This window comes from Catenuloplanes sp. NPDC051500, from assembly GCF_044454585.1.
In the GTDB taxonomy this organism is placed as follows: Bacteria; Actinomycetota; Actinomycetes; order Mycobacteriales; family Micromonosporaceae; genus Catenuloplanes.
Map to the genome: position 1 here is coordinate 637,379 of NZ_JBITDX010000002.1, position 17,242 is coordinate 654,620.

Genomic DNA, 17,242 nt, shown 5'->3' on the forward strand with positions numbered 1-17,242 from the left:
GGGCACGCGCATGCGTACCCCCGCTGCCCATGGAACTTGATCTTCAGGCGGCGAGGCCGCCCCGGCGGCCCCGGCGTGCGCGGATGTAGTCGGACACCACGTAGCTGCCCAGCTCGTCCGCGTCCGGGGCGAAGACGCGGCCGCCGTTGCGGCGGGCCAGCCCCTCCACGAACCGGCGCAGACCCTCGTCCTCGCCGAGCATGAACGTGTTGAGCGTCGCACCGTAGCGCGTCAGGTGGTCGACCTCGGTGAGCGTCGCGCGCAGCGTCTCCATCGTGGTCGGCCAGTCGAAGTACGCCTCGCCGTCGGAGTCGAGATGCGCGGTCGGCTCACCATCAGTGATGACGAGCACCACAGGCTCCGCGTTCGGGTGTTTCCGCAGGTGGCGGCCGGCCAGCATCAGGGCGTGCTGCAGATTCGTGCCCTGGAGGCGGGTCGGCTCGATCGCGGCCAGCTCCTGCTGGGACAGGCGCACGGCGTACCTGTTGAAGCCGATGATCTCCAGCGCGTCCTGCGGGAACTTCGTCGCGACCAGGTGGGAGAGCGCGAGCGCGGTCTGCTTCATCGGCCCCCACCGGCCGTCCGCGAACATCGAGTAGGAGAGGTCGACAAGGACCGCGACGGCCGCGGTGGTCCGCGCCTCGGTCTCCGCCACCTCGAAGTCGTCCGGCTGGAGCCGGAGCGGCGTCGGCGCCACACCACCTGACGCGGTGCGGCGGATGGCGTTGCCGAGCGTGCGCACCACGTCAAGCGGTTGCTCATCGCCGAATTCCCACGGACGGGACGCGCCAGTCAGCTCGCCTGCCGCGCCCGCGGAGCGCAGATCGTGCTGGCCCCGGCGGCCCTGGGACAGGTTCGCGAAGACCTGCCGCAGCGCCGTGCCGCCGAGCCGCCGCAACGCCTTCGGGCTGAGCGTCATGCCGTCCTGGCCGCGCTGGATCCAGCCCTGCCGGCGCAGCTCCCGTTCGAGGTCGCGCAGACGCCGCACGTCGTCCGCGGCGGACCTGCCGAGCTGACGCTCGACCGCCTCCACGTCCACATCGTCAAGCGTGGCGCCCGGATGGTCCTGGCCCAGCTGGTCGATCAGGTCGTCGAGGTCGCCGATCTCCTCGAGCGCGCCGGCCGCCTCGCCGTAGCCGAGCTCGCCGCGACCCTGCACCCGCTCCCGGCCGCCCCAGTTGAGGCCGGGCCGGAGCGTGCGCAAGTTGTCGGTGAGCGCGGACATCTGCTCGGCCAGCCCGGAGTCGCCGAACGCCTGCGCCATCAGGCTCTCCAGCTCCGCGCGCTGCGACGCGGAGAGCGAGCGCATCAGCCGCTCCCCCGCCGCCGCCCGCCGGGCCAACGCGTCGATCAACTCGTCCACGGTCTGCGGGTTCTCCGGGAACATCTCGCCGTGCCGGCGCATGAACTCGGCGAACTGATCCGTGGTGTCCTCGCCACGCGCGTGCCGGGCGAGCAGCGCGTTGAGATCGGCCATCATCTCGGCCATCTGGCGCGCGGCCTCCGGGCCGCCTTGCCCCTGCAACGCCTGCTTCATCCCGGCGAAGCGCTGCTCAAGCACCTCGTTGCGCAGCCCGTCGAGAATCTGCTGGTAAAGGGCGCTGGCCTCGTCGCTGGTCCACTGGTAGCCGGACAGCTCCTCGACCGCACGGGCCGTGGACCGCGGCAGGTTCTCCAGTTGCGCGTGCTTGAAGAGCGCGTCGGGGTCGTCGCTCGCGTTAAGCGCGTCCCGCTCGGCCATCAGCGCCTGGTCGAGCAGCGCCTGGGACCGGGTGACCGCGCCGTCCAGGTTGCCCCGGCGCATCGCCTCGCGGCGCAGACGCCGGGCCCGTGCGGTCAGCTCGTCCAGGCCGCGCTCGCCCCGCGGCCCCTGGCGGAGCAGGTCGCGCAGCGCGTCCCGGAGGTTGCGGCCCTCAAGGATCTCGCCGCCGACCTGGTCCACGGCGGCGCGCACGTCGAACGGCGGCGCGAGCGGGTCGGGCCCGTCCCGCCAGGCTCCGTACCGGAAGCGGTTGCCGGACATGGTCAGCTCCCGTAGATCGTGCGGCCGTCGTCGGTGACGTCCTTGGCCAGCCGGCGGGTGAGGTGCAGGCCCTCCAGCACCAGCTCGACGCCGGCCGCGGCCTCACCGCGGGTCGGTGCGTCGCCGAGGCCGAGCCGGTCCAGTACCTTGGCCAGGCCGGGGACGGTGCCGACCTGGGCCAGCAGTTCCTCCGCGCTGGTCAGCTCGCCGCTCTCGATGATGGTGCCGTCGGCCGCGAGGTCGGTGAAACCGGACAGGTCCAGCCCGGACAGCTTCGCCCGGAACGTGTCCGAGACCGCGACGCGAAGCAGATGCGCCAGGATCTCGATCTCCCGGCCCTCCTCGCCGCTCTCGAACTCGACCTTGCCGCGCAGCGTCGACACGATCGAGGCGGTGTCCGCGACGCGCGCGACCGGCTGGGCCTCGCCGCGCAGGCCGGCCCGCCGCAGCGCACCTGCCGCGACGGTCTCGGCCGCCGCGATGGCGAACCGGGCGCTGACGCCGGAGCGCTGGTCGACGCTCGGCGACTCCCGCACGCCACGGGCGAACCGGGCGACGATCTCCAGCACGTGCTCCGGCACCTCGGCGGCCAGATCGGCCTCCTGCTTCACCAGCTCAAGCTCAAGATCAAGTTCAACGGGATAGTGGGTACGGATCTCCGCGCCGAACCGGTCCTTCAGCGGCGTGATGATCCGCCCGCGGTTCGTGTAGTCCTCCGGGTTCGCGCTTGCGACAAGCAGGATGTCGAGCGGCATGCGCAGCTGGTAGCCGCGGACCTGGATGTCCCGCTCCTCAAGCACGTTGAGCAGGCTGACCTGGATGCGCTCGGCCAGGTCGGGCAGCTCGTTGACAGCGAAGACGCCCCGGTTGGTGCGCGGCACCAGACCGAAGTGGATGGTCTCCGGGTCGCCGAGCGTGCGGCCCTGCGCCACCTTGATCGGGTCGACGTCGCCGATCAGGTCACCGACGCTTGTGTCCGGGGTGGCGAGCTTCTCGCCGTACCGGAACGACCTGTGGAGCCAGGCGATCTTCGTGTCGTCGCCCGCCTCCCTGACGGCCTCGCGCGCCGACGGCGTGATCGGGTTGAGCGGGTGCTCGTTCAGCTCGGAGCCGGGCAGGACCGGCGTCCACTCGTCGAGCAGGTTCACGAGCGAGCGGATCAGGCGGGTTTTACCCTGGCCGCGCTCACCAAGGAGCACCATGTCGTGGCCGGCCAGCAGCGCACGCTCGACCTCGGGCAGCACTGTGTCGTCGTAGCCGACGACGCCCGGGAAGCGCTTCTCCCCGCTGCGGAGCTGGGCGAGAAGGTTCTCCCGCAGCTCCTCCTTGACGGTACGGAAGATGTGCCCGGCGGCCTTGAGCTCCCCGATCGTGCGGGGCAGGCCGGCGGGCGGATTCGGCACAAGCGCCTCTGGCGTGTCTGTCACCCACCGAACCTAGCCGCGAAACGGAGGCTCCGCCGCTTTTGTTTGTCCGCTGGCGGCTGAAATTCAGGTGCCGGTTCCGCGCTTTTGCACCACGATGATCACGTTCTGTTCGTTTCGAGGGGAGGAACGTCACCGTGGAGAAGATCAACGACCGTCTGCTGAACTGGGCGAGCATCCTGGAGTCGAAGACCCGTGAGCAGGCCGAACGTACGTCCACGCTACCGTTCATCTTCCCGCACGTCGCGCTGATGCCTGACGCGCACCTGGGCAAGGGCGCGACAGTGGGTTCGGTCATCCCGACGCTCGGCGCGGTCATCCCGGCCGCCGTGGGAGTGGACATCGGCTGCGGCATGGCGGCCGTCAAGACGCAGTTCCACCGCTCGTCGCTGATCGGGAAGCTGTCCACGCTTCGCGAGTCGATCGAGCGGGCCATCCCGCTGTCGGCCGGCGGCGCGAATCGGTCAATCTCGTCCTCTGCGGCGCCCCGGATCGCCACCCTGACCGACATGGCGGACAAGGCAGGATTTATCCCGGCAGATCACGCGGCGCGGTGGGAGCTCCAGCTCGGCTCGCTCGGCTCCGGCAACCACTTCATCGAGTGCAGCACCGACGAGAACGGCATGGTCTGGCTCTTCCTGCACTCCGGCTCGCGCGGCGTCGGCAACCGGATCGCCAGCCACCACATCCAAATCGCCCGCGACCTGATGAAGCGCTACTGGATCGACCTGCCCGACCTCGACATGGCATACCTGGTCGAGCGCACGGCCGAATTCGACGCCTACCTCGCCCAGCTCCAGTGGGCGCAGGAGTACGCGCTGCTCAACCGCGAGGAGATGATGGACCGGGTGATCGCCTGCTTCTCCGAGTGGCAGGGCGAGGCCGTCATCGAGTCCGAGCGGGTCAGCTGCCACCACAACTACACCGCCCGCGAGACCCACTTCGGCCGCGAGGTCTGGCTGTCCCGCAAGGGCGCGATCAACGCGGCACGCGGCGTGTCCGGCCTGATCCCGGGCTCGATGGGCGACGCTTCGTACGTGGTCACCGGCAAGGGCAACCCGGTCGCACTGAACTCCGCCCCACACGGCGCCGGCCGCAACTACTCCCGGTCCGCCGCGCGCCGCACCTTCACCCGCGACCAGCTCCGCGACGCCATGAAGGGCATCGAGTACCGCGACACCGACGCGTTCATCGACGAGATCCCGCAGGCGTACAAGCCGATCGACCAGGTCATGACGGACGCCTCCGACCTGGTCGAGATCCGCCACACCCTCCGCCAGTTCATCAACGTCAAGGGCGACTGACCCACCCCGCCACGGTACGGCCCGGCCGCACACTCCTCATGCCGTGCGCACCGGGCCGTAGTCGGGGAGCGGTCCTCAACCGCCGGTCAGGCCGCAACCGCCGAACCCGACCACGAGATCGGCCACCGCATCCCCCGCGGTGCAACCCAGCATCCCTGACAGCGCTCGACGTGAGCGGCCCTCACCGAGTGCTGACACGGGCACGGTTCGGGCCTTTACCTGCGGCACTCCGGGCCATCGTGGTTCCAGGTGGCCCCGGCGGGGGACAATGATGGCATGGTCCCGCTCCCCCGCCCCGCAGATCTGTTCGGCCACGGCCGTGCCGTGCTGGAGGGCGCCGCGCTCGGCGCCGCGTCGCTCAGCGGGGTGGCGCACCGCGCGATCACCCGGGCGGCACGCGACAACCCGGCGGGACGGGCCGCTTCGGAGGCCGCCCGCAGCGTCGTCGACGTGGGGCTGCTGGCCGCGCAGGGCGCGATCGGCGTCGCCCAGACCGCGCTCAACGTGGCACAGGGCGTGGCCGGCGGTGCGCCGGGGGCGGTCGGTGCGGCACGGGACGCGGTGGGGGCGGCACGCGACGTGGCCGCCGACGCCGCGCGCGGGGCGGTCTCCACCGCGGTCACGCTGGTCTCGGCGCCGGTCAGGGTGCTCTCGGTGCTCGGCGACGTGGAGACGCTGACCGGCAGGATCGGCGCGGCGGTCGACACCGCGGAGACGCTTATCGCCCGCGCCGACGCGCTGATCACCAGGACCGAGACGACTGTCGGCACGGCGGAGACGCTTGTCGTCCGCGCCGGCGAGATCGTTACCACCGCGGGCACCCTGATCACCCGCGCGGGCGACACCATCACCACAGCGGACGGCCTGGTCATCCAGGCCGGCGCGATCATCACCACGGCGGACGGGCTCGTACTCCGCGCGGGCAGCACCATCGACGAGGCCGGCACGCTCGTGGCCCGCGCAGGCGGCACCATCGAGAAGGCCGACAGCCTCGTGGGCCAGGCCGGCAACACCATCACCACCGCGAACGCGCTTGTCGGCCGCGCAGGCGGCACCATTGACGAGGCCGGGGCGCTGGTGACGCGGGCCGGATCCACGATCGGGGATGCGGAAGCGCTCATCACGCGTGCGGACGGCGCGATCGGCGGGGCCGCGGGGCTGATCGAGCGGGCCGAGGGCGCGGTGAGCGCCGTGGAGGAACTGCTGGCCGCGGCCGGCGGACTCATCGGGCGGACTGGGGCGACCGTCGACACCGCGGGCACGCTGGTCTCGGAGGCGGAGACCGCGATCCGGGAAGTTGTCCTGATCACCGCCTCCGCCACCAAGGCAATCGAGGACGCCGCACGGATCATCGAGGCCGCTACGCGCGTCGCGGGCGCCGCCGAGGGCGTCGTCGGCGGCGCGGAGAAGGTGTCGGGGCGTGCGGCTGCTCTGGTGGCACGCGTGGAGGGCACGGCAACGACCGCGGACGATCTGCTCGGTTCCTACGCGCCCACGCTCTACCGGGCCGCGCCGATGGCGCACCGCTTCGTGGAGCAGCTGTCGCCGGAGGAGGTCAACGCCGCGATCCGCCTGGTGGACGAGCTGCCGAAGCTCACCAGCCACCTCACCCAGAACATTCTGCCGATGCTGCAAACACTGGACCGGGTTGGACCGGACATCCACGAGCTGCTGGACGTCACCCGCGAACTGCGCCTCGCGGTGGCCGGGATTCCCGGCTTGAAGATGCTGGCCCGACGCGGTGACCGGCTGACGGAGAACGGCGACTGACCGGTATCGCGGTCGGAACCGAGTGGTGTTGCCCGGGTTGCGTCTCGCGCCCACATCGTCCGGTGTCGCGGCTCGGCCTGAGTGATATTGGCGGCGGTTTTTGCCTCCGGCGGCCCTCCGCGAGGAGCGCTCCGGCTCCGGGGCGGCCATACCGCGCCGGGAGCGGAGGATCAAGCGAGTCTGATCCTCCGGAGAGAGGTCAGGCTGGAGGCGAGCCTGGCGGGAGCGGCCGGGGCTGGGGCGCGGGGGAGGTCGGGACCGGGGGCTGCTGCTGGGGCATGGGGGGCAGGTAGTGCGGCGTCGGCGGGCGGCGGCTGGCGTGCAGCTTGCGGACCAGGTGGGTGAGGTAGAGCAGTGAGCCGGCGAGGATGCCGATGTCGTCGAGCAGGATGGGGTCGGGGAGCAGGTCGACCGGGGAGATGGTGTAGATCAGCGCGCCCCAGAATGCGAACTTTCCGCCCGCGCCCAGTTCGGCGAGCATCCGGCGCATTTTCCAGACGCGGAAGCCCAGCACGATCGCGACCGCCAGCATGGCGAGCATGAGCAGGGCGATCGCGGCGACGAGCAGCCGGCCTTCCAGAGACATACCGTTACGGTAGCGCTCCCGTGACGCCGCCGCCTCTCGACGAGCCGCCGCCCGCAGGAGTGAATTATGGGTGGAGCACGCAGAATTCGTTGCCTTCCGGATCTGCCAGCACCTCGAACGGCTCGTCGCCCTGCTCCGCCCGGTAGCCGAGCGCGGCGCTCCAGAACGATGTCATCAGCTCGAGGTCGACCACGTCGATCGTCCACTGTGTGATGCGTACCGTCATCGTTCCTCCTGCGCCGCCAGCTCCGCCTCTAGGAGATCACGCGTTCCCCGGTCGAATGCGACCAAACGAACAACCTCTACGTGAGTACGGGTGGCGCGCAGCGTCGCCACCGCAATGCGCGCCGCCTCGGCAGCCGGATAGCCGTAGACCCCGGTGCTGATCGCGGGAAACGCGACGCTCCTCCGGCCACCACCTCGATGATCATGAAAGGCCCTTCAGGATCGCGGCCTCCACGCCGGGGTCGAGGCCGACCGCGGGCCGGTCGTCGCGCTGCGGGGCTACGCCGCCGATCGACTGCAGCCAGGCCCAGGTGTCCGCGACGGTCTCGGTGACCGGGCGGCAGCGCAGGCCGGTCGCGAGCGCGCGGGAGACGTCGGAGGCGTGCAGCGCGTCGTGCATCTCGCCCGGCGGGGTCCAGATCGGCAGGTCGGTCCAGGGCCGTACGCCCGCGTCCGTGATCACGGAGGGCTCGGCCCAGCGCAGCACCGCGGACGAGCCGGTGGTCGCGATAGCGGCGGTGAGCAGCGAGGACATGGTGGCGTGGCCGGGCGGGCTGACCATGTTGTACGGCCCGCCGCGCCCGGCCTCAAGCGCGGAGAGCGTCCACTCCGCCAGGTCGCGGGCGTCGACGTACTGCAGCGGCAGCGATGCCGGCCCGGGGGCGAGTACGTCGCCGCCGCGCGCGATCCGGGTCAGCCACCAGGGCAGGCGGCCGATGTTCTCGTACGGCCCGAGGATCAGCCCGGCCCGGACCAGCAGGGCCCGGTCCCCGAACGACTCGATGGCCGCCAGCTCGCCGGCCCGCTTGATCCCGGCGTAGTCGGAGACGTCCGACGAGGGTGTCACCACCGGCGCGGTCTCGTCCGCCCCGGCCGCGGACGGCCACGTGTACACAGACCGGCTGGACACGTACGCATACGCGCCGGCGGACACTGTCGAGGCGGCTGCGGTGACCGCGGCCGGCTCGCGACTCCACGTGTCCACCACCACGTCGAAGGACATGCCGGACAGCGCGGCCAGCCCGTCCGGCGCGGTCCTGTCCCCCTGGAGCGACGCGACGCCGGGCGGCACGGCGCGGGCGCGACCACGGTTGAGCACTGTCACGTCCCACAGGCGTGCCACCGCGGCCTCCACGACGGCACGCCCCACGAACTCGGTCCCGCCAAGCACCAGCAGCCTCATGCCGCTCACTGTGCCCGACCGGACCGGCGAAGGCACTCTGCGTAGAGCAGAAAAGCTAGAGTCCGATCATCGTGTACCCGCGCAGCAGGTCCCGGGAGATGATCAGGCGCTGCATCTCGTCCGTACCCTCGAAGATCCGGTAGAGCCGCACCTGCCGGTACCAGCGCTCGATCGGCAGCTCGCGGGTGTAGCCCATGCCGCCGTGGATCTGCAGCACCCGGTCCACCACGTTGTTGACCATGTTGGCGCCGTAGAGCTTCGCCATCGATGAGGCGTGTCGCGGGTCGCGCCCGGAGTCCACAGTCCAGGCGGCGCGCAGCACAAGCATGCGCGCCGCCTCCAGCTCGACCTCGGAGTCCGCGATCATCCACTGGATCGCCTGGTTCTCGCCGATGGCGCGGCCGAAGGTCTCCCGCGTCCGCGCGTGGTCGAGCGCCATCTCAAGCGCCCGCTCCGCGATGCCGATCGCGTGCGACGGGATGGTGTAGCGTCCCTTGCCGATCCACTGCATGCCCAGCTCGAAGCCCTGCCCCACGGCGCCGAGGATGTTCCGGGACGGCACCCGCACGTCCTCGAAGATCAACGACGCCGGGCCGCCCTCGCCCATGGTCTGGATGAACTCGGAGCGCCAGCCCATGGACCTGTCGACGAGGAACGCGGTGGCACCGCCCTTGCGCGCCCCGAGCGAACGGTCGGTCACCGCGACCACGATCGCGAAGTCGGCCTCGTTGCCGTTCGTGATGAACGTCTTCTCACCGTTGAGGATCCAGTCGTCGCCGTCCTGGCGCGCGGACATCTTGATGTTCGCCGCATCCGACCCGGCGCCCGGTTCGGTGATCGCAAAGCACGAGATGCGGGTGCCCTCGATCGTGGGCAGCAGGAACTCCTCCTTCTGCGCGTCGTTCGCGAAGAACAGGATGTTGTCGGCCTCGCCGCCGAACCGGAACGGCACGATCGTGCGCCCCAGCTCGGTCCAGATCAGCGACTGCAGCACCGCGGGCAGGCCCATGCCGCCGTACTCCTCCGGCGTGGCCAGGCCCCAGAAGCCGAACTTCCGCGCCTTCTGCTGCAGTTCCCGTAGCTCCTCCAGCCGCAGGCCGGGCTCGTGCGCGCGCTCGCGGCGCAGCACGGTGTCCTCAAGCGGCAGGATCTCCTTGACCACGAAGCTGCGCACCGTGTCCCGGATCGCGCGTTCCTCGTCGCTCAATGCAAAGTCCACCGGAAAATCCCTTCACGAGATGGCGTTGATGCCGGTCAGTGCCCGGCCGATGATGAGTTGCTGGATCTGGCTGGTGCCTTCGTAGAGCGTCATCACGCGCGCGTCGCGCAGGTATTTCCCGACCGGATACTCGTCGATGTATCCGTACCCGCCGAAGACCTGCAATGCGTTGTTGGAACTGCGGACCGCGGCCTCGCTTGCGAACAGTTTCGCCATCGAGGACTCCGTGGCGAACGGAATTCCCCTGTCGATCAGGTCCGCGACGCGCCAGGTCAGCAGCCGGGCCGCAGCGGTGTCCACAGCGATCTCGGAGAGCAGCTGCTGCACGAGTTGGTGTGCCGCGATCGGCTTGCCGAATTGCGTTCGCTGCCCCGCGTAGGAAACGGCGGCGTCGAGGCAGCCCTGTGCGATTCCGACGCAACCGGCGGCCACCGACATGCGGCCTTTCGCGAGCGCGGACATCGCGATCCGGAAACCCTGTCCGGGCTCGCCGACGAGTGCTGACGACGGCACCCGCACGGAATCGAACGACAGTGACGCGGTGGCCTGACCGCGCAGCCCCAGCTTCCTCTTGATCTCATGACGATCGAAACCAGGAGCATCAGTGGGTACGAGGAACGCGCTCACTCCCCGCGGCCCCGGCTCACCGGTGCGGGCGAAGACGAGCGCCACATCCGCCCAGGTCCCGTTCGTGATGAAGGTCTTCTCCCCGGCGATCACCCAGTCCGTGCCGTCCCGGACCGCCCGCGTGGTGAGCGCGCCCGCGTCCGACCCGGTGCCCGGCTCGGTCAGCGCGAAGCAGCCCAGCGCGTCGCCCGCGCACAGCCTGGGCAGCCACTCGGCTTTCTGCGTCTCCGTCCCGTACCCGCTGATGGTCTTGGAAACGAGACCCAGCGAGACGGAGAGCACGCCGCGCACGGCCGAGTCACCACGCCCCAACTCCTCCAGGACCAGGCAGTAGGCGAGGTGGTCGCCCTCGGAACCACCGTCCGAAGCGGGGATGGTCAGGCCGAGGAACCCCAGGTCGCCGAGCTGTTTGATGATGCCCAGGTCGATCGACTCGCGCCGGTCCCACTCGGCCGCGTGCGGCAGCAGCTCGCGGTCGGCGAACCGGGCCGCCACCTCACGCACGGCATCCTGCTCCGGTGTCAACGCAAGATCCATCGCTCGTTCCCCTGTCCGCAGACGGCCGGCTGCACTTAAACTAGCGCCGATAGTTTTATGAAGTCCAGGGAGACGGGGAAAGATGCCCAGGCCGAAACAGGCGCTCCTCAGCCGGGAGCGGATCATCACCGCCGCGACCGCGCTGATCGACGCGGAAGGGCTGGCCGCGGTCTCCACCCGGCGGCTCGCGGCTGAGCTGGGCGTGCGCGGCCCGTCGCTCTACAACCACTTCGCGACCAAGGACGAGATCCTGGACGCGGTGGCCGACTCGATCGCGGACCAGGTGGAGATCGGCATGTTCGCCACCGAGCCGTGGCACGTCGCGCTGAAGGCGTGGGGCCGGTCCTACCGGACCGCGCTCGCCGCGCACCCGAACATCGTGCCGCACCTGGCGCAGGGCCCCGGGCGGCGTCCGGGCGCACTGCGGATGGCGGACGCGGTCTACGGCGGCCTGGTCCGCGAGGGCTGGCCGCCGGCGCGCGCCACGCACATCGGCGCGCTGATGCGGTACTTCGTGGCCGGGTCCGCGCTCGGCTCGTTCGCGCGCGGCTTCGTCGAGGACCCGACCCTCTACGCGACCGACTACCCGCACCTCACCCAGGCGCACCGCCTGCCGGAACACCAGCGCAGCGTGGACGAGGGCGCGTTCACGCTCGGCCTCGACGCACTGATCAACGGACTGCTGCTCACCTACGACGAGTTCGGGTACGGTAAAAACTTGCGGCGCTAGTTTTCGATCTCTTCTCCATACGAAGGGGCAACCATGGACCGCTTCTACATCGACGGCGCCTGGGTCGCGCCGGCCGGGCGAGACACCATCCCGGTCGAGGACCCGACCCACGAGAGCGTCATCGACCACGTTCCGGCCGGCACCGCCGAGGACGTCGACACCGCCGTGGCCGCGGCCCGCCGGGCGTTCCCGGCCTGGTCCGCCGCGGACCCGGCCGAACGCGCCGCCCACCTCGACAAGCTCCACACCGTGCTGGCCGGGCAGGCGGACAACATCGCCCGGACGATCGCGCGCGAGCTCGGCACGCCGATGAAGGTGGCGACCGCGGTGCAGGCCGGGCTGCCGCTGGCCGTGCTCCGCTCGTATGCGGACCTGGCCGGGCAGCCGCTGCCGGAGGAGACGATCGGCAACTCCACTGTGGTCCGCGAGCCGATCGGCGTGGTCGGCGCGATCACCCCGTGGAACTATCCGCTGCACCAGGTGGTGGCGAAGCTCGCGCCCGCGCTGGCGACCGGCTGCACCGTGGTGCTCAAGCCGAGCGAGATCACCCCGCTGGTGGCCTACCTGCTCTTCGACGCGATCGACGCGGCAGGCCTGCCGCCGGGCGTGGTCAACCTGGTCACCGGCCACGGCACCGTGGTCGGCGAGGCGATCGCGGCCCACCCGGACGTGGACATGGTCTCGTTCACCGGCTCGACAGCTGTCGGCGCGCGGATCAGCCATCTGGCAGCGGACCGGATCGCCCGGGTCGCGCTCGAGCTGGGCGGCAAGTCCGCAAACGTGATCCTCGCGGACGCGGACCTGACCAGGGCGGTGAAGGTCGGCGTCGGCAACGCGCTCCTCAACTCCGGCCAGACCTGCACGGCCTGGACGCGCATGCTCGTGCACAGGTCCCGCTACGACGACGCGGTGGAGCTGGCCGCGGCCGCCGCCTCCGCGTACACGCTCGGTGACCCGTTCGCGGAGGGGACCCGGCTCGGCCCGCTCAGCTCGGAGAACCAGAAGAACAGGGTCCGGGGGTACGTGGAGAAGGGCCTCGCCGAGGGCGCACGCCTGGCCGCCGGCGGTCTGGACGCGGAGACACCGGAGCGCGGTCACTTCGTGGCACCGACAGTGCTTGCCGACGTACGGCCGGACGCGACGGTCGCCCAGGAGGAGATCTTCGGCCCGGTCCTGTCGATCATCCCGTTCTCCGACGACGACGACGCGGTGACGATCGCCAACAACTCACGGTACGGGCTGGCCGGCGGCGTCTGGTCCGGCGACGAGGAGCGCGCGCTGCGGGTCGCCCGCCGCATGCGCACCGGCCAGGTGGACATCAACGGCGGCCGGTTCAACCCGCTCGCGCCGTTCGGCGGCTACAAGCATTCCGGGCTCGGCCGCGAGCTGGGCGCGCACGGCCTGCACGAGTTCCTCGAGACGAAGGCCATCCAGCGGTGAGCGACGCGCACGGGCTTATCGCACGCGGCGACGCGCTGACCGTGGAGTCGTTCACGCTCGCGCCACCCGGCGCGGGCGAGATCGAGGTGGAGATCGGTGCGGCCGGCGTCTGCCACTCCGACCTGTCAATGGTCAACGGCACGCTGGCCCCGTCGTTCCCGCTGGTGCTGGGCCACGAGGCGGCAGGCACGGTGACCGCGACCGGGCCGGGCGTGACCCGCGCCGCGGTCGGCGACCACGTCGTGCTGAACTGGTCGCCGCCGTGCCGGGCCTGCTGGCACTGCACGCGCGGCGAGCCGTGGCTGTGCGAGACGTCCGGTGCGCCGTCCGCGCCGCGCGGCACGCTCGTGGACGGCACGCCGCTTCACGTCACGCTCGGCCTGGGGGCGCTCGCTACCCGCGTGGTGATCCCGCAGCGGGCCGCGGTCACCGTGCCTGCCGAACTCGCGTTCGCCGACGCGGCACTCCTCGGCTGTGCGGTGCTGACCGGCTTCGGCGCGGTGCGCAACACGGCCCGGGTCCAGGCCGGCGAGTCGGTGGTGGTGTTCGGCATGGGCGGTGTGGGTCTGGCCGTGGTGACCGCCGCACGCGCTGCCGGGGCCGGCCCGATCGTGGCCGTCGACGTGTCCACCGCCAAACGGGACCTGGCGCTTGCCGCCGGCGCCACCGACTACCTGGTGGCGGACGACACGCTGAGCCGGGCGGTCCGGGCGGCCACCGGCGGGCGGGGTGCGGACCAGGCGTTCGAGTGCGTGGGCCGGGCCGCCACCATCCGGGCCGCGTACCGGGCCGCGCGCCGGGGTGGGCAGGTCACCGTGGTCGGGATGGGCGGCAGATCGGACATGGTGGAGTTCTCCGCGCTTGAGCTGTTCCACTCCGGCCGCTCGCTGCGCGGCTGCGTCTACGGCGCCGCGGACTTCGACGTGGAGGTGCCGCTGCTCGCGGAGGCGGTGCTGGACGGCACGCTGGACCTGAAGCCGCTTGTCACGCACCATGCCACGTTGGACGGGGCGGTTGCGGCGTTCGACCGGATGCGGCGCGGCGAGGGTGCCCGCACGATCGTCACGCTCGCGCCCTGAACCACGCCGGTTATCCAGAAAACGAGCGTCGGATGCGCGATTCGGCCGACGCCTCCGGAGCACGCACGCCACCTGGAAAAGCTGCGGAAAGTCGTACCCCATCAGGATTTTTCGGACTTTGGCCGTTCAGGCGATCCGCGAGATAGCCGGTCGACGCACGCGTTGTCCGCCAATGCGGTACGTACTTAGGAGTTAGGTAGATCACAAGAGTGCTACGTTACGAAAGTAGTTGGAGCTAGCAGCGGGGACACGGTGATGACAACAGTTGACGATCTGGCTGCGGAGGCGCTCTTCGTCTCGCACCTGCAGCCGTCGCAGCGCCCCACCTGCGAGGCGGTCCAGGCCGAAGTGACCCGGATGATCCTGTGCCTCGGCAGTGAGGGGTGCGCCGCCTCGATGGCGGCACACTTCGGTGACGACCCGGAGACCGCCGTACGGCGGATGGTCTGGGTCAGAGGCACGCTCGCGGTGGCGTACCCGGAGATCATGGCCTTGCGCGAGGCCACCTCCGCCGCACACTGAGTAAAGCCCGGCGCCCTCGGCCTCTCGACGGCGCCGAGGGCCGGGCTTGTTCAGGACCGTTTGCGGCGGGACCGCTTCGGGCGGGCCGGCGGGCGGGGGTTGATCCCCAGCGACGGCATCTCCCCATCGTGCGGCACGGGCACGACAGGCGCCCTCCACGTACGACTCTCCGGCGCATCGGCATAGGGCTGCATCGGAAACGACCCCCTCGGATCTCCGTGCCGGTCGGCGGACCGGCACAACGTGAGACGCCGCGTGGGCGCGCGAGGTTCCTGCGGGCGAGATCCGCCACTGACGGGAACCGAACCGTCACACCAGTGCTTTGATCGTCGTCATGAGCGACACCCCAGCCGTGCGCGCGGTCGCCGCCGCCGGCATCGACCACGAGGTCGTTACGATCGGGCCGGTGCGGAGCCTCGCCGAGGCCGCCGCCGCGCAGAACGTCGAGGTCCGCGACATCGTGAAGACGATCGTGGTGCGACGCGGTCCGGACGACTACCTGTTCGTGCTGGTCCCGGGCGGACGGGTGATCTCCTGGCCGAAGCTGCGCACGCTGCTCGGCGTCAGCCGCCTCTCGATGCCGGACGCCGCGACCGCGAAGGACGCCACCGGGTACGAGCGCGGCACCATCACCCCGTTCGGCGCCACCACGGCCTGGCCGGTGGTCGCGGACGAACTGATCACCGGGCGGCGCATCTCGCTCGGCGGCGGCGCGCACGGCACCGGCATCACGCTCGGCGCGGACGACGCGATCACGGCGCTCGCCGCCACTGTCGCGGACGTGACCGACCCGGAGCCGGACCGCTAGGGCGTGTTTGACGGATCCCGGCGAGCCGAGGCGAGGTCCGGGTGTGCGCCGTGGGCGCCCGGATACCGGTGTTGTATCCGGGTGTTCGCGGCGTGCGGCCGGGCGGCGCCTGGGCCACGCCGCAGGCCGTCGCGATCCGTCAAACAGGCCCTAGACCGCGCTCTCCAGGTCGGCCAGGTCCTTCTGCCGGTCGGCCGCGATGCGGGTGGCGAGCGCCGTCGTCTCGGTGTCCGTGCCGACCTCGCTCTCGCTGCCGGAGACCATCGCCACCTGGGCCAGGTACTCCCGCAACGCGGTGGTGAGGCTCTCGTCGAACGCGGTGCCCTGCGCCTGGGCTGCAAGCGCGGTCACCTCGTCCGGCGTGACCATGCCCGGCATGTTGTGGCCCTCGTGCGGGTTCTCGTCCGGCAGGCCGGTGCGGGTGAGCAGCGCGCGCAGCTCACCGGCCTCGGCACGGTGCTTGTCGCGCAGCCGGGTGCTGAGGTCGCGCAGCGGCTGGGCCTGAGCGCGCGTGGAGCCGATCTCGAGCATCGGGATCAGCTGCTCGGTCATCGGGACCATCAGCTGTATCCAGGCGAGATCCGTACCGTTGAAGGTCTGCGGGTTCGCTGCGGCCTGGGTCTGTGGTGGCGCCTGTGGTGTGGGGGCCTCCCCGCAGCCGGACGCCAGGGCCAGCACGAGCGCGGCAGCCCACAAGGCCCTCTGTCGCACGACTGCTCCCTTGCCGCTCGCGCTCGGTGAGAGAGCGCTCTCCCCCGGCCTCAGTGTCGCGAGCCGCTACTGGCGTGTCAACCGGGCCGGTCTCCCGACGGGCACGACCATACCGCTTATTTCGATCGGCGGGAACGCCGGAAACCGCTAGCCTTCCGCCGTGAGCAGCGACTATCTAGACATCAACAGGCGGAACTGGAACGAGCGCGCGACCCTGCACGTGGACGCGGACGGCTACCGGGTCCGGCGCTTCGCGGACGATCCCGAGTTCCTGAGCGACGTGGTCAGGTTCGACCGTCCCCGGCTCGGCGACATCAGCGGCCTGGACGCGGTGCACCTGCAGTGCCACATCGGCACGGACACGGTGTCGCTGGCCCGGCTCGGCGCGCGGATGACCGGCCTGGACTTCTCGCCCACGTCCCTGGCCGAGGCGCGGAAGGTCGCGGCACTGGCCGGCGCGGACGTGGAGTTCGTCGAGTCGGACGTCTACGGCGCGGTCGACGTGCTCGGTGCCGCCCGGTTCGACCTGGTCTACACCGGCATCGGGGCGATCTGCTGGATGCCGGACATCCGGCGCTGGGCGCAGACCGTCGCCGGGCTGCTGAAACCGGGCGGGCGGCTGTTCATCCGGGAGGGGCACCCGATGCTCTGGGCGATCAACGAGATGCGCGAGGGCGACCTGCTCTCCGTCGAGTTCCCGTACTTCGAGACGCCGGAGCCGCTGGTCTGGGACGAGGCGGCCACCTACGTCGACACCGGCGGGAAGACGCTCACGAACACCACCACGCACAGCTGGAACCACGGGCTCGGCGAGATCATCACCGCGTTGTTCGACGCCGGACTGACGTTGACCGCGCTCGTCGAGCACGACACCGTGCCGTGGAACGCGCTGCCCGGCAAGCTGCACCTGGACCCGGAGTTCGACGAGTGGCGGCTCACGGACCGCCCGGCGCGGCTGCCACTGACGTACACGCTGCAGGCAACGAGGTCCTGAACGCCTTATCTGTCGTTCCCGGGACGGGCCGAGAGGTGCCCGTCAAAGGCTCAGGTTTCC

Annotated in this window: 16 protein-coding genes and 1 pseudogene; 8 read left to right on the top strand and 9 right to left on the bottom strand. The window is 70.9% G+C overall.

Going from position 1 to position 17,242, the window contains the following annotated elements; all coding sequences use genetic code 11:
* Positions 1-43: 43 nt before the first annotated feature.
* Positions 44-2,023, bottom strand: coding sequence for a VWA domain-containing protein (locus ACIA8K_RS05825; RefSeq protein WP_396055373.1), 1,980 nt, complete (start codon positions 2,021-2,023; stop codon positions 44-46).
* Between the two features lie 2 nt (positions 2,024-2,025).
* Positions 2,026-3,450, bottom strand: coding sequence for a sigma 54-interacting transcriptional regulator (locus ACIA8K_RS05830; protein WP_396055375.1), 1,425 nt, complete (start codon positions 3,448-3,450; stop codon positions 2,026-2,028).
* 134 nt (positions 3,451-3,584) lie between these two features.
* Between ACIA8K_RS05830 and ACIA8K_RS05835 the strand changes: the two genes are divergently transcribed.
* Both ACIA8K_RS05835 and ACIA8K_RS05840 read left to right on the top strand, forming a co-directional pair.
* A complete protein-coding gene (locus tag ACIA8K_RS05835) occupies positions 3,585-4,751 on the top strand; it encodes an RtcB family protein (RefSeq protein ID WP_396055377.1) in 1,167 nt (388 codons plus the stop codon).
* Between the two features lie 276 nt (positions 4,752-5,027).
* Positions 5,028-6,521: a hypothetical protein gene (locus ACIA8K_RS05840; RefSeq protein ID WP_396055379.1), complete on the top strand. Its 1,494-nt coding sequence runs from the start codon at positions 5,028-5,030 to the stop codon at positions 6,519-6,521.
* A gap of 199 nt (positions 6,522-6,720) precedes the next feature.
* Here the strand turns inward: ACIA8K_RS05840 and ACIA8K_RS05845 are convergent, their stop codons facing one another.
* The 6 genes and pseudogenes from ACIA8K_RS05845 to ACIA8K_RS05870 form a co-directional block, all read right to left on the bottom strand.
* Positions 6,721-7,107 (bottom strand): DUF1232 domain-containing protein, encoded by a 387-nt coding sequence (locus ACIA8K_RS05845; protein ID WP_396055381.1) that lies wholly within the window; start codon positions 7,105-7,107, stop codon positions 6,721-6,723.
* 64 nt (positions 7,108-7,171) lie between these two features.
* A complete protein-coding gene (locus ACIA8K_RS05850; RefSeq protein ID WP_396055383.1) occupies positions 7,172-7,333 on the bottom strand; it encodes a hypothetical protein in 162 nt (53 codons plus the stop codon).
* A pseudogene (locus ACIA8K_RS05855) lies at positions 7,330-7,512 on the bottom strand (macro domain-containing protein); the annotation flags it as partial. The pseudogene ACIA8K_RS05855 and the gene ACIA8K_RS05850, both read right to left, overlap by 4 nt.
* Before the next feature lie 22 nt (positions 7,513-7,534).
* The gene (locus tag ACIA8K_RS05860; protein ID WP_396055385.1) at positions 7,535-8,515 is read right to left on the bottom strand and encodes an NAD-dependent epimerase/dehydratase family protein; all 981 of its coding nucleotides are present in this window, start codon (positions 8,513-8,515) and stop codon (positions 7,535-7,537) included.
* Between the two features lie 55 nt (positions 8,516-8,570).
* Entirely contained in the window at positions 8,571-9,734 is a 1,164-nt protein-coding gene (locus tag ACIA8K_RS05865; protein ID WP_396055387.1) for an acyl-CoA dehydrogenase family protein, read from the bottom strand.
* Between the two features lie 12 nt (positions 9,735-9,746).
* Positions 9,747-10,898 (bottom strand): acyl-CoA dehydrogenase family protein, encoded by a 1,152-nt coding sequence (locus tag ACIA8K_RS05870; RefSeq protein WP_396055389.1) that lies wholly within the window; start codon positions 10,896-10,898, stop codon positions 9,747-9,749.
* 82 nt (positions 10,899-10,980) lie between these two features.
* Here ACIA8K_RS05870 and ACIA8K_RS05875 point away from each other — a divergent pair, with 82 nt between their 5' ends.
* The 5 genes from ACIA8K_RS05875 to ACIA8K_RS05895 all read left to right on the top strand — a co-directional run bounded on the left by ACIA8K_RS05875 (position 10,981) and on the right by ACIA8K_RS05895 (position 15,477).
* Positions 10,981-11,628: a TetR/AcrR family transcriptional regulator gene (locus ACIA8K_RS05875; RefSeq protein WP_396055391.1), complete on the top strand. Its 648-nt coding sequence runs from the start codon at positions 10,981-10,983 to the stop codon at positions 11,626-11,628.
* A gap of 33 nt (positions 11,629-11,661) precedes the next feature.
* The gene (locus ACIA8K_RS05880) at positions 11,662-13,068 is read left to right on the top strand and encodes an aldehyde dehydrogenase family protein (protein WP_396055393.1); all 1,407 of its coding nucleotides are present in this window, start codon (positions 11,662-11,664) and stop codon (positions 13,066-13,068) included.
* Positions 13,065-14,147: a zinc-binding dehydrogenase gene (locus ACIA8K_RS05885; RefSeq protein ID WP_396055395.1), complete on the top strand. Its 1,083-nt coding sequence runs from the start codon at positions 13,065-13,067 to the stop codon at positions 14,145-14,147. Before ACIA8K_RS05880 ends, ACIA8K_RS05885 begins: the two co-directional genes overlap by 4 nt.
* Positions 14,148-14,402: 255 nt before the next feature.
* Positions 14,403-14,669 carry a hypothetical protein gene (locus tag ACIA8K_RS05890; RefSeq protein WP_396055397.1) on the top strand — a complete coding sequence of 89 codons (267 nt, stop codon included), beginning with the start codon at positions 14,403-14,405 and terminating at the stop codon, positions 14,667-14,669.
* A 334-nt stretch (positions 14,670-15,003) separates the two neighbouring features.
* Positions 15,004-15,477 carry an aminoacyl-tRNA deacylase gene (locus tag ACIA8K_RS05895; protein ID WP_396055399.1) on the top strand — a complete coding sequence of 158 codons (474 nt, stop codon included), beginning with the start codon at positions 15,004-15,006 and terminating at the stop codon, positions 15,475-15,477.
* Between the two features lie 150 nt (positions 15,478-15,627).
* Here the strand turns inward: ACIA8K_RS05895 and ACIA8K_RS05900 are convergent, their stop codons facing one another.
* Positions 15,628-16,188 (bottom strand): DUF305 domain-containing protein, encoded by a 561-nt coding sequence (locus tag ACIA8K_RS05900; RefSeq protein ID WP_396055401.1) that lies wholly within the window; start codon positions 16,186-16,188, stop codon positions 15,628-15,630.
* Between the two features lie 160 nt (positions 16,189-16,348).
* On the opposite strand from ACIA8K_RS05900, the gene ACIA8K_RS05905 reads away from it, so the two are divergent.
* Positions 16,349-17,182 (top strand): class I SAM-dependent methyltransferase, encoded by an 834-nt coding sequence (locus tag ACIA8K_RS05905; protein ID WP_396055403.1) that lies wholly within the window; start codon positions 16,349-16,351, stop codon positions 17,180-17,182.
* Positions 17,183-17,242 lie beyond the last annotated feature (60 nt).